Below are 12,430 nucleotides of genomic sequence, written 5' to 3'. Positions count from 1 at the left end.
CTGCTCGGCAGACGCGTTCGCACGTGCCGACCTGCGACAACGGCGCCCGGACTCCACCCAGCCGGGGCCAGAACCGAGATTTTCAGGAGTCTTCCGCGCCACGTGGCCTGCCTTCCGTCAACCGACGCGGTTGATCGGCGGGCAGTGCCATCGCGCGTCGATGACCTCGGGCCGCGGGAGGTACATGCGCAGCGCGACATACCAGATGCCCTGCTGTGGCGTGGGCAGCCAGTTGGACTCCCGCTCGGGCCCGGGCGAGTCCGGCCGCAGGTACAGGGTCAAGCCTCCGTCGTCGTCCCTGACCAGCCCCCGGGTGCGGTCTCCGACGGAGTACCGGTTGATCGGATTCGCGATCAGGTTCCGGTCCTCGTCGTAGGCGGTCAGGGACCAGAACGCGTCGACCGGGGGCTGCGTCCCCGCCTCGAAGCGCAGTTCGTAGCGGCCGGTGGTCAACGTCTCACCGGCGCCGTCGGTGAAAGCCGCCAGGTAGACCGCTTCCTCGGGATCGTTGATGGCGATGCCCACCAGGGACTGCTCCCCAGCCCGCCTGAGGAAGTCGTCCCCGAAGTGCCCGATCTGCGGGGGAGGGTATCGCCAGCCGTTGATCAGCTCACCCCACTGGCCGCTGAGCACCTGCTGTTCGAGCATGGGCAAGGCGGTGGCGGCGGCCCGGATCAGGCCCTCCTTCACCGGCTCCGGTTGTGCCTCGACATCCAGCCCCGGGCCGATGCCGATCTCCGCGAACTGCCGGAGCAGGACATCGTGGTGCTTCGGCAGAGGGTTCTCGGCCAGCATCGCGTTGAGTGTCTTCCACGGAGCGAGCGGGTCCTCGGCGGGGTCGGCCGGTACCGGTACGTCGCGACGCTCCGGAAGCGTGGCGCCCTCTTCGCCGAACAGGTGAAGCGGCGTCAGCCGGTACTGCTGCTGCAGCGCGTGGACGGCCGGGAGGTCGTCCTCGCCCTCGACGAGGGTCCGCCCGACCACCAGAACCCACGGGGTGGGGGCATTCGCCGTGCGGCGCACCCCCTCCGGGAGGTCCCCGCTCCAGTCCGGGCCGATGAGGGCGAAGTCACCGGCCTCCGATCCGGTCGCCCGCATGCCCACGTAGTCGTAGTTGTCGGAGGTGAAGGCGACCAGTTCGAAGGTGAAGTAGCGGTCGCCCATGTCCGGGTGCGAGAGAATGAGGGGCTCCTCGCTCAGGTCCACCCACGCCCAGGAGTACAGCGTGTCGTTGTTGGGGGACACGCCCTCCTGATCCGAGGCGTCCCAGAGCCTGCTCGCATGCCAGAAGTGGTTGACGGCCATGTGCGGCGTCGTTTCCGACTCGGGCTTCTGGGTCACCCAACGGTGGCGGAGCTCGGCGTTGTAGACGTGGGGGAAGCCGTAGATGAAGGCCTGCTCTCCCAGCGTGTACGCGTACTCACGGCGCCAGTCGTCCAACCGCCCGGTCAGCGTCGGCTTCACCGAGTGCCATGCAAGGGGCAGGGCCCGCGTGACCTTCCTGGCGCGGTGGATGGTGTCCCCCGGGTGACGTACGGCCGCCGCGGTGGCCTTTCCGGTGGAAGCCGCCGCGTGGCCGATGCCGACTGCCGCCATGGCGAGATCGTGGCGCAGACCTCGTCTGGAATGGTTGCTGTTGCCTGAGGATGCCATCACACCGCGTTCCTCTCCTGAGGCCCAACAGCACGGCTCGCAGCCACCACGTGAACTCGAGTACGCGAACTGGGGAAACCGCGAGCGTCGGCGACGCACCCCGGCTCCTCCCGGTGCGCCACGCGGGGCGCTCTGCGCCATGCTTCGTGGGGTTACCGGGCCGGGTGCTCCAACACGCACCTACTCTCCGAGTAGATCACCGCGTCCGTGTCCCGGCAACCGGGCTCGCAGGTCACGACGGTCCCCATCCGTCACCCAGCGCGTTCACGGCGTCGGTCACCGTCGGGTGGAGGCGATCCGGGCTGGGGGTCGCGTGCAGGGGGTGCCTGGCCAGCGAGCGCGTGGGGCCGGCCCGGAGCCGGGCCAGATGCAGCTCGACTCCTTGATGGTCGAGGTCCGCAGCGAGGTCCGCCAGGGTGTCCAGGACGGGCAGGCCGAGCCGGTAGCTCGCCGTCAGGTCCACCACGACGGCGCGGGGCGGGCTGTCGGATGCCGCTGCCAGCTCCTTCACGGCCGTGCGGACGCGATTGACGTTGCCGAAGAAGAGCGCCCCGTCCGGGCGGGCCACGAGGACTCCCGGTGCGGCCACGGCTCGTGAGTGCTCCTGCAGGTCGCCCCACACGCCGGTGCCGGGCAGCAGCCCCAGGACCGCCACCCGCAGGGTGCTGGAATAGGCGATGAGCAGCAGCAGTGACATCAGTACCGCGAGCAGCAGCCCGGGTAGCAGATCGAAAGCCAGAACACCGATCAGTGCGGTCAGGGCGATCCAGAGGCTGGGCCGGTCGTGCGTGGCGTAGCGGCGCAGTTCCCCGACGCGCAGGAAACCCTTCACGGCCACGATCACGATCGCCCCGAGCACCGCCTCGGGCAGCGGGGTGAACAACGAGGTCAGGAAGGCTCCGGTGAACAGCACCAGCGCTGCCGCGACCAGGGAGACCATCGGGCTGCGGCCGCCCGCACCCTCGGCGGCGGCGCTGCGCGACGCGCTTCCGGAGACCGCAAAGCCGCGGAAGAAGCCAACCGCGAGGTTGACCGCGCCCACCGCGACCATCTCGCGGTCGGCCTTCACCTCGTCGCCGTGGAGGCGCGCGAAGCGGTCGGCGATGCTGTAGGACTCGGCGAAGGCGACCAGCGCCACCCCGAGGGAGCCGACGGCGAGTTCGGCCCAGTCGGCTGATGTGACACCGGGCAGGTGGGGGACCGGCACGGCCGCCGGGATCCTGCCCACTGTCTCCACGCCGTGGGCGTGCAGGTTCAGGGCCCGGGAGAGGATCAGGCCGGCGGCCAGCACGATCAGCGAGGCCGGCAGCCGCGGGCAGGAGGCGCTCCAGCAGCAGCAGCGAGACCACGGCGGCCACGCCGACGGTGATCGTGGTCCACGACCAGTCGCCCGCCTGGCTCAGCAGCTTCGCCAGGCGCTGGAAGAAGTCACCCTCCCCGCTGGAGACACCGAGGATCTTCCCCGTCTGGCGCACCGTGATCGTCAACGCCATGCCGAAGAGGAAGCCGACCAGGGCGGGCTCCGCCAGAAAGTTGGTCAGAAACCCCCGCCGGGCCGCTCCGGCTGCCACCAGCACCGCGCCCACGATCACCGCCAGCGCCGCCGACAGCCCGACGACGGCGCCCGGATCACTGCCGACACCGCTGACGGTGGACGCCGACAGCACGGCCGCGGCCGACGTCGCCCCCACGATCAGAAACCGCGAACCCCCCAGCAGCGCGTAGCCCGCGAGAGCGATCGGAGCAGCGTAGAACGCGTTCTGCGGAGGGACTCCGGCGATCTCCGCATACGCCACGGACTCCGGCACGATCAAGGCCCACACCGTCAGGCCGGCCAGTACGTCACCGCGCAGCAACTTCCGCCGGTAGCTGCGTACCCAGTCGGCCACCGGCAGGGCGGAGAACGGGCGTCGGTTGGTCAGCGGACGCGGCTGATCGGCGGGCACTGCCAGCGCGCGTCAATGACTTCGGAGTGTGGGAGGTACATGCGCAGCGCGACGAACCAGATGCCCTCCTGCGGTGTGGGCAACCAGTTGTTCTCCCGGTCGGAGCCCGGTGAGTCGGGCTGCAGATGGAGGGTCAGGCCGCCGTCCGGCTCGGTGAGCAGTCCGCGGGTGCGGTCTCCGATCGAGTAGCGGTCGATCGGGTTGGAGATCAGGTTCCTGTCCTCGTCGTAGGCGGTCAGGGACCAGAAGGCGTCGACAGGGGGCAGCGCCCCGGCGTCGAAGCGGATCTCGTAGCGGCCCGTCGACAGCTTCTCGCCCTCCGCGTCGTCGAAGGCGACGAGGTACACCGTCTCCTCCAGATCGTTCGCGGCGACACCGAACAGGGCCTGCTCAGCGGCCCGCTTGACGAAGTCGTCGCCGAAATGCCCCATCTCCCGCGGCGGGTAGCGCCAGCCGTTGATCAGTTTGGCCCAGTCCCCGCTGAGCAGTTGCTCCTGCAACATGGGCAGACCGGCAGCGGCTGCGGCGATCAGGCCCTGCCGGACGGATTCGGGCTGCTCCTGCACATCGAGGCCGGCGCCCACGCCGATCTCCGCGAACTGCCTGAGCAGGATCTCGTGACGCTCCGGAGGAGGGTTCTCGGCCAGCATCGCGTTCAGCGTCTTCCACGGCGCGAGCGGATCCCGCTCCGGATCGACGGGCACCAGCACGTCGCGGCGCTCCGGCACGGTGGCGCTCTGCTCTCCGTGCAGGTGGAGCAGCGTCAGCCGGAACCGGTCCTGCAGCGCGTGGACGGCGGGCAGGTCGTGGTCGCCGTCGACCAGGGTGCGGCCGAGCACCAGGATCCACGGGCTGGGGGCGGTCGCCGTACGACGCACTCCCGCGGGGAGTTCACCCTCCCATCCCGGGCCCACGAGAGCGAAGTCGCCGGCGTGCGGCCCCGTGGCGCGTCGGCCGACATAGCCGTAGTTGTCCGAGGTGATGCCGACGAGTTCGAAGGTGAAGTAGCGGTCCCCCATCTCCGGGTGCGAGAGGATGACGGGCTCTGTGCTCAGGTCGACCCAGGCGCACGAGTAGAGGGTGTCGTTGTTGGGCGCCAGACCTTCCTGGTCGGAGGCGTCGAAGAGCGTCCGGGCGTGCCAGAAGTGGTCGACAGCTGAGTGCATCCTCATCTTCGGGTCGGCCGGCTCGGTCACCCACCCGTGGCGCAGCTCGGCGTTGTAGATGTACGGGAAGCCGTAGACGAAGGCCTGCTCCCCCAGTGTGTAGGCGTATTCGCGATGCCAGTCGCTGACCGATTGCGGCGCGGGGCCCGTACCTGCGGAAGCCATCACCGCGCTCCTCTCCTGTGTCACGGCCCACGCGATACGGCCACCCTCGGGGCCGGGCCGCCGACGAGGCACCTCTGGCTCTGCGTGGGGACGGCCACTCTCACCCGCGTACCGCATCGGATACGAAGCAGGCCGTTCACGCGAGTTGGACCTGTTTCGAGTAGATCACCGCAGCCATGGCCCGGCAACAGCAGGTCATTGCGGTCGGATCTGTCCGGAAGCTTCGCGGCAGTCGGCTCGGCGGACCGGGCAGCGCGAGCAGGAGCCTTCGGTGATCCGGACCTCCTCGGCCCCGCTCGAACTCCTCTTGCTGCTCCGACAGTTCCGCGACGCGTCCCCGGTCGGCTTCGGCATGCGCGGCGATCTCACCCTCGCGCTCTTCCGGGTGCGCCGGCACCGCGCCCGGAGTCGGCTCGCCGCCGCTCGTTCGCCGCGTCGGGCAGGAGTGGAGGTGGCCCGTCAGCACCTGGGCCATCCCGGCGCTCATGGTCCCGTACACCCTCGCCTCCGCCGAGGCCGGCGGGCCTGCGCTCCTGGTCGCGTACGGCTGATCCTCCTGGCCCGAACAGGTGTCGAGCTGTGTGCGTCGGACCAGGGAGGACAGGCCGGAAGCGGTGGCCCGGTTACGGTCGGCGAGCGGTCGCCACCGGCCGCAGTACGGGAGGTGCTGCTGTGCCGACTGCGGAGCCGCGATCCGTTGTCGCGATCCTTCCGATCATCTCGGGACTCGCCCTCGCTTTCACGATCACGGCCATCGACCCGCTGGTCCTCAGCCTGAACATGCCGCAGGTCAGCCGGGCGCTCCACGTGCCGCCCGACGTCATCGGGTTCCTGGGAGGCGCGGCGACGCTGGTCATGGCCGCCGCCGTGCTCGCCGTGGGCAGTCTCGGGGACGCCTTCGGGCTCAAGCGGCTGTTGATGCTGGGGCTGGTCGGCGACATCGTCGTCAACCTGCTCTCCGCGATCTCCCCTCGCTACACGTTCCTGCTGGTGACGCGCCTTCTCGACGGCCTGGCGCTGGCCGCGGTCCTGGGCGTGTCGATGGCCCTGCTCAAGGTGTCGGTGCCGCCGGAGAGCCGGCCGGCGGCCATCGGCATCTTCATGGCCATCGACATGGTGCTGTGCGGGGTGACGCCCACGATCGGGGGCTGGGTGGTGGAGGCCGTCGGCTGGCGATGGCTGTTCCTGCTCGCCCCCCTGCTGTCACTGATCGCGCTCGGGCTGACGGCCCGGTACGTCGCCGAGGCCCCCGTCCTGAAGCGCCGCGGAGTCGACGGCGTCGGCGTCAGCCTTTTCGGCGTCGCTCTGCTGACCCTCGTCCACGGCGTCGCCGAGGCGGAGAACGGCATCTCCCAGCTCCAGGCCTGGCTGCCGCTGGTGATCAGTGCGGTCGCCGGCGTGCTGTTCGTGCTCCGTGAACGCCGCACACCGGAACCGGTCCTGGACCTGTCGCTGTTCCGCAGCGGACCGTTCGCCGTGGCCGCGCTGGCCAGCCTGACGCTCAACTTCCTCGTCGCGGGGTTCAGTTTCACCCTCGGGCAGTTCGGCAGTGTGATCCTCGCGCTGCCCCCTCGCACGATCGGTCTGCTGTTCCTGCCCGGCACACTCGTGATCGCGGTCGCCGTCATCCTCGCCGGACGCCTGATCGGGAAGTACACCCCCCGGCCGGTTCTCATCGCAGGCCTGCTGGTGATGGTCGCGGGCGGGCTGCTGATGGCGGCCACCGCCACACCCACGATGGCTTTGTGGATCGTCGTTCTGGCCACCTGGCTCACCAACCTCGGGTCGCTGGTGACCTCCTCTGCGGTGGCCGAGACCATCCTTTCGCACGCCCCGCCCGGAAAGTCCGGTGCCGTCGCCTCCGTCCAGCCTGCGTTCGGAATGACCGGCTACGCGCTCGGCCCCGCCGTCTATCTCCTGCTCTTCAACCTCTTCTTCCAACGGCAGTGGCTCAACGACGCCGACGCACGCGGCATTTCGGTGTCCCAGGCCGATCAGGCCGTGGACGCGACGCGAAGCGCGATGGCGCACAGTCCGGGCACCGCCGGATACGACCCGAACCTGCTCCGGCAGTCCGGACTGGACCTCGGGCTGGACTTCACCAACGGCCTGCGGCTCACCATGCTGGTCGTGAGCCTCCTGCCGCTCACCCTGGCTGTGGCGGCCTACCTGCTCATGCCCCGCCGGACCCGGACCGCACCGTAGGAGCCGTCCAGGTCGCCAGGCGCCGGATCCGGCCGCGGACGGGGACGGGAACGGGAACGCACCGTGCACCAGGGCATGCAGGGCTGCCGCCGTCTGCAACCTCCCCTGACAGCACAACCAGCCCGTCGCACGCAGAGATGCACGGTCGGACGCGGCGGGTCAGCATGGAAGGAGGGGATGTTCCCGAGTGGAGGCTCCCATGACTGACAACGAGACTTTCGTGCGCGATCTCTTCCGGGCGTGGAACGACCGGGACTACGACTCCATCGCCGGGTCCGTCGCTCCGGACTGCACCCTCATCGAGGAGGGCAGCGGGAGGACACTGCAGGGTCCGGAGGGCTTCACCCAACTCGCGAAGGCGATGTTCGACGCGATGCCGGACAGCGAGTTCACGCTCGACCACGTCACGTCCCAGGGGGACACGGTGGTCGTCGAGTACACGGGCAACGGGACCCAGACCGGGGACCTGGTCCTGCACGCGGGCACCGTGCCCGCCACGGGGCGTCACGTCACCGTGCACGCGTGCGACATTTACGAGGTCAAGGACAACAAGATCAAGGAGGGGCGCGTTTATCTGGACACCGGCGCCATCATGAGCCAACTGGGTCTGACCGAACAGCTGCAAGGCTGACGGGAAGAAGCCCGACGGCGGGCCACGGCCGAGGGCGACCGGGGGCAACCCGGCGGCGCACTCGGAGACCGTGGCCGCCGAACTCAACAGCCGCCCACGCAACGCTCGGCTGGGAAACCTCAGCCGAGCGTCTCGCTGAGCCACTGGACCTGGCCGACCGACCGGCATGAATTCGCCGGTGGCGGGGGCTTCGACCTTCTTCGAACCGGACTCACCCGACGTCTCTCGACCGGCGGGCCAGCAGCTTGCCCAGTTCCCATACGAGCAGCAGCGCGACGGCGGCCAGCAGCGCCCAGCCGTACTCTCGCGCGTTGATCTCGGTAGTCCCCAGTAGGCGGCGGAAGCCGTCCATCTGGGTGGTCAGCACCGAGAGCACCAGCTGGGTCAGGGCCACGCGGTTCATCTGCCTGCTGTCGAAGGAGGAGGCGGTCAGCACGGATTCCGTCTCGCTCCGGCACTCGAAAGCCGCCACGATCAGGCAGAGGGCGAAAGCGGTGAAGGCGATCGACTGACCGGTCGCGGTGCTGCCGAAGTGGGCCTGGCCGAGCTTGATCAGCCCGAGCAGGAGGACGGTGATCGCCAGCCCACCGGCACCGACCGTGACCAGCACGGGTCGGGTGAGCACCGACTCGCCGCGCGGACGCGGCCTGCGGCTCATCAGACCGGGGCTCTCCTGGTCGAAACCGAGTGCGAAGCCGAAGGAGGCGTTCACCACGAAGTGGACCCACAGCACCTGCGGAGGCGTGAACGGTTCACCCGCCGCGATGTTCAGGACCGTGGCCCCGAGGAATGTCAGGACGAAGGTGACCAGCAGGAGCAGCACGAACCGGATGTACTTGGTGAGGTTGTCGTAGATCGTCCGGCCCTGCTCCACGGCGTAGACGATGGTGGCGAAGTTGTCGTCGGAGAGGATCATGCGGCCGGCGTTCTTCGCCACGTCCGTGCCGCTGCCCATCGCGATGCCGATGTCGGCGGCCTTGATGGCGGGCGAGTCGTTGACGCCGTCCCCGGTCATCGCCACGACGTCGCCCTTCTTCTTGAGCGTGTCGGCGAGCAGCACCTTGTGCTCCGGCGCGACCCGTCCCACCACGCCGATGTCGTCGATGCGGGCCAGCCGTTCCGCCTCGCTGAGCGCCGCGAAGTCCGCGCCGAGGACGGCCTCGCCGGGGATGCCGATCTGCCGGGCGATCGCCGCTCCGGTCGTGATGTCGTCGCCCGTCACCAGGCGGACCCGGATGTGCGCCGCCCGGGCGTCCGCCACGGCGGCCTTCGACTCCTCGCGGGGCGGATCGACCATGGCGACGAGACTGGTCATCCGCAGTTCGGTGACGTACGCGAGCAGATCGCCGTCGGGATCGAAGCCGGCCGGGTCGAGATCCCGGGTGGCCGCGGCCATCACCCGGTGCCCCTCGCCGCCCATCCGCTCGATCTGCGCCTCGGCGCGGTGTCGCAGATCGGCGTCCCAGGGGACGGTCTCTTCGGCCGCGAGCGCGGTGGCGGCCCGCGCCATCACCGCCGGGGCCGCGCCCTTGGCGAAGCACCGGACGACCGGACGACCGGCAGCGTCGAGGGCCGAGTTGAAGGTGGCCATCAGTTTGTATTCCGGGTCGAACGGCAGAGTCGCAAGACGAGGGAGACGTTCCCTGGTGGCATCCGTGTCAAGCCCCGCCTTGTGGGCCAGCACCAGCAGCGCACCCTCCGTCGGGTCGCCCACCACCTCGCCGTCGACCAGCTTGGCGTCGCTGGCCACGACGTACGGCAGGATCGCGTCCTCGACGCCCGCGGAGGAGCCCGCGGCGTGGTGGACGCTCCCCTCCAGTCCGTAGCCCGTGCCCGAGACGGTGTACCTGTCGGTGGGACTGAGCACTTCGACGGCGGTCATCTGGTTCATCGTCAGGGTGCCGGTCTTGTCCGAATTGATTGCCGAGGTGAAGGCGAGGGTCTCGACGGACGGCAGTTCCTTGACGATGGCGCTCCGTTTCGCCAGCCTGAGGCTCCCGACGGAGAGGATCGCCTGGGTCACGGTCGGCAGGGCCTCGGGTATGGCGGCGATGGCCAGGGAGACCGAGCTGACGAACAGCGCGTCCCACGCCAGGCCCCGGCTGCGCCCCAGGGCGAACATCACGATCATGGTGAGTCCCGCCGCGCCCGTGATCCACAGGGTCAGTGTGTCGAGCTCCTTGGTGAGGGGCGGTACCTCCCTCTCGGTGGCCGACAGCATTCCGGAGATCTTGCCGAGTTCGGTGTCCGCGCCGATGGCGGTCACCACGACCGTGCCGCTGCCATGAGTGACCGGGGTGTTCATGAACGCCATGTTGGTCTGGTCCCCGGGCGGCAGCAGCCGCCCGCCCGCCAGCGCGCCGGTGTCCTTCGTGGCGGGGACGCTCTCGCCGGTGAGCGCCGACTCGTCGATCTGCAGCGCGCTGGCCTCGATGATGCGTCCGTCCGCCGGCACCTGGTCCCCGGCCGCGACGAGCACCGTGTCGCCTACGACGAGTTCCTCCGCCGGGATCTCCGCCTCGGTACCGTCCCTCCGCACCCGCGCCGTGGCCTTCATCATCGACTTCAGCGCGTTCATCGCGCTCTCGGCCTTGCCTTCCTGGCGCAGGCCCACGACCGCGTTCAGCAGGGTCAGCACGAGGAGCAGGATCCCGGTCGTCCACTCCTTGATGAGCAGCGAGACCGCAGCCGCGGCCACCAGGACGATCTGCATGTAGCTGCGGTACTGCGCCAGGAACCGGCGCCAGGCCGGGACACGGCCCTCCTCCGGCAGGGCGTTGGGGCCGTGCGCGGCCCGCAGCTGGGCGGCCCGTGCCGCACTGAGCCCGACCGCGGGATCGACACCGAGGGCCGTCACCACCTCCGCGGGGGAATGCGCGTACCAGCCGTCCGGCGAGACCTGCGGCTGTCTGCCCACGAAATCCGGCTCTACCGTCATCGGCTGCCTCCGATCCTGCCCGGTCGCCTCCCCTTGTTGCCGGACCAGGGCCGGTTGCGAAAGTCCCGCCGCGGATGGTGGCCCCACTCGCACGCACCGGACGCCGTGGGGCCCAGCCCTCCGGGCGGACGACGGGACTTTCGCAACCGGCCCTAGCCGCGCTTCTTCTTCCCGGCGCGCCGCCCGGACGTCCGAGCCTCTTGCCCCGTAGGGTGCCGGGCCGCGTACGGATCGGCCGGCATACCGGTGGGTGCCTCCCGCTCCAGGCCCCGCTTGGCGACGAGCAACTCCTTCCGGGCCGCCTCCGGCATCTGCGGGTACTGGGGGTCGATGTCCATCAGCGTGTGCGCGAGGATCGCCGCCGTACAAAGCCGCGCGAACCACTTCCGGTCCGCCGGGACCACGTACCAGGGCGCCCACTCCGTACTCGTGGCCGACAGCATCTTGGAGAACGCACGCTGGTATTCGGCCCAGTGCCGACGCTCCCGGACGTCGGCCGCGGAGAACTTCCAGTTCTTCTCCGGCAGGTCGATCCGCTTCAGGAAGCGGGTGCGCTGCTCCTCCTTCGACAGGTTCAGGAAGATCTTCACCACCTTGAACCCGTTGTCCACGAGATAACGCTCCCAGTCGTTGATCTCCCGGTACCGCCGCTTCCACACGCCCGACCCGCGCGCGCTGTCGGGCAGCTTCTGCCGGACGAGGTTCTCGGTGTGCACGCGTACGACGAGAACCTCTTCGTAGTGCGAGCGGTTGAAGATGGCGATCTCGCCGCGCGCGGGCAGCCGCCCCGCGTAACGCCACAGGTAGTCGTGGTCCAGCTCCTCGCTGGAGGGCACCTTGAAGCTGCTCACCCGCACGCCCTGTGGATTGACGCCGCTCATCACATGGCGGATCGTTCCGTCCTTGCCTCCGGCGTCGAGTGCCTGCAGGCACAGCAGCACGCCGTACGTGTCCTGGGCGGCCAGCCGCGACTGGTACTCCGCCAGCAGCTCCACCCCGGTCCGCAGCAGATCCGCCGCCTTGCGCTTCTTCAAACCGGCCTTGTCGCGAGGATCGAAGTCACGTTCCAGACGGACCGTCGAGCCCGGTGCCACCCGCAACGGCTCGATGAACTCTGCGATGCGTTCGGCTCTGTCGTCCGACATCACTCATCAGTTCCTCTCCGTCGCCGTCCGCCCGGCCACCGCGCCGAGTGCTCTGCGGGCCCGGCGTTCGGCCAGGATCGGAAGGCAGGTTCTGACTCTCGCGCGGCGGAACGAGCCGCGTCGCCATGTCGCGGATGGCCCCGGCCTCGAGGGGGAGGCAACGCTCCGACCGGGGGAAACTGTTCGTCCACCGTCATGGCCGTTCACGGAACATCGCACGGTATCTGCACGGCGACCTCCAGGCCCCCCGTTGCCCCGTGTTGCGTGCACCGTGACGTGACGCCCCGTGGCGGGCACGGTGCCCGCATACAGGACCAGGGCGACCACCGTGTCCCCCTGGGACGTGAGGTGTCGAGGGCGATGGATTCGTGGTCCCGGTCGTTCCACGCCCGGAAGAGATCGCGGACGAAAGTCTCGTTGCCAGCCAAGCGAACCTCCACCGGGGAACTCCCCTTCCTCCCATGCTGAACCGCTGCCTCCGAGCGTGCATCCCGACGGGCCCCTGGTCCGGCAGACCCTCGCGTCCGGCCCGCACTTCGGGCATGCGCAGCCGAGTGTCGACGACGAAGCGGTAACCACCG

8 protein-coding genes and 1 pseudogene are annotated in these 12,430 nt (G+C 69.6%); 2 read left to right on the top strand and 7 right to left on the bottom strand.

Translation table 11 applies throughout. The annotated features are described in order from the left end of the window. Positions 1-117: 117 nt before the first annotated feature. The 5 genes and pseudogenes from AB0N07_RS05395 to AB0N07_RS05375 form a co-directional block, all read right to left on the bottom strand. Complete coding sequence (locus AB0N07_RS05395; RefSeq protein WP_365832283.1) at positions 118-1,596, bottom strand: DUF1254 domain-containing protein; 1,479 nt, start codon at positions 1,594-1,596, stop codon at positions 118-120. Positions 1,597-1,885: 289 nt separating this feature from the next. Further along, positions 1,886-2,350 (bottom strand): sodium-independent anion transporter, encoded by a 465-nt coding sequence (locus tag AB0N07_RS05390; RefSeq protein WP_365832368.1) that lies wholly within the window; start codon positions 2,348-2,350, stop codon positions 1,886-1,888. Between the two features lie 153 nt (positions 2,351-2,503). After that, positions 2,504-3,449: pseudogene (locus AB0N07_RS05385) on the bottom strand (SulP family inorganic anion transporter); the annotation flags it as partial. Positions 3,450-3,571: 122 nt separating this feature from the next. Then, positions 3,572-4,930 (bottom strand): DUF1254 domain-containing protein, encoded by a 1,359-nt coding sequence (locus tag AB0N07_RS05380; protein ID WP_365832281.1) that lies wholly within the window; start codon positions 4,928-4,930, stop codon positions 3,572-3,574. Positions 4,931-5,066: 136 nt separating this feature from the next. Continuing rightward, positions 5,067-5,405, bottom strand: a complete 339-nt coding sequence (locus AB0N07_RS05375; protein WP_365832279.1) for a hypothetical protein — start codon at positions 5,403-5,405, stop codon at positions 5,067-5,069. Between the two features lie 197 nt (positions 5,406-5,602). Between AB0N07_RS05375 and AB0N07_RS05370 the strand changes: the two genes are divergently transcribed. After that, positions 5,603-7,135: an MFS transporter gene (locus AB0N07_RS05370; RefSeq protein WP_365832277.1), complete on the top strand. Its 1,533-nt coding sequence runs from the start codon at positions 5,603-5,605 to the stop codon at positions 7,133-7,135. A 199-nt stretch (positions 7,136-7,334) separates the two neighbouring features. Then, a complete protein-coding gene (locus tag AB0N07_RS05365) occupies positions 7,335-7,766 on the top strand; it encodes an ester cyclase (protein WP_365832275.1) in 432 nt (143 codons plus the stop codon). Positions 7,767-7,977: 211 nt separating this feature from the next. On the opposite strand, the gene AB0N07_RS05360 is transcribed toward AB0N07_RS05365, so the two are convergent. Then, positions 7,978-10,704 (bottom strand): HAD-IC family P-type ATPase, encoded by a 2,727-nt coding sequence (locus AB0N07_RS05360; protein WP_365832273.1) that lies wholly within the window; start codon positions 10,702-10,704, stop codon positions 7,978-7,980. Between the two features lie 152 nt (positions 10,705-10,856). Continuing rightward, on the bottom strand, positions 10,857-11,849 hold the full coding sequence (locus tag AB0N07_RS05355; RefSeq protein WP_365832271.1) for a polyphosphate kinase 2 family protein: 993 nt from the start codon (positions 11,847-11,849) through the stop codon (positions 10,857-10,859). Positions 11,850-12,430 lie beyond the last annotated feature (581 nt).

Source organism: Streptomyces sp. NPDC051172, assembly GCF_040682555.1.
Classification (GTDB): domain Bacteria; phylum Actinomycetota; class Actinomycetes; order Streptomycetales; family Streptomycetaceae; genus Streptomyces.
This window is presented reverse-complemented; position numbering and strand designations above follow the sequence as displayed.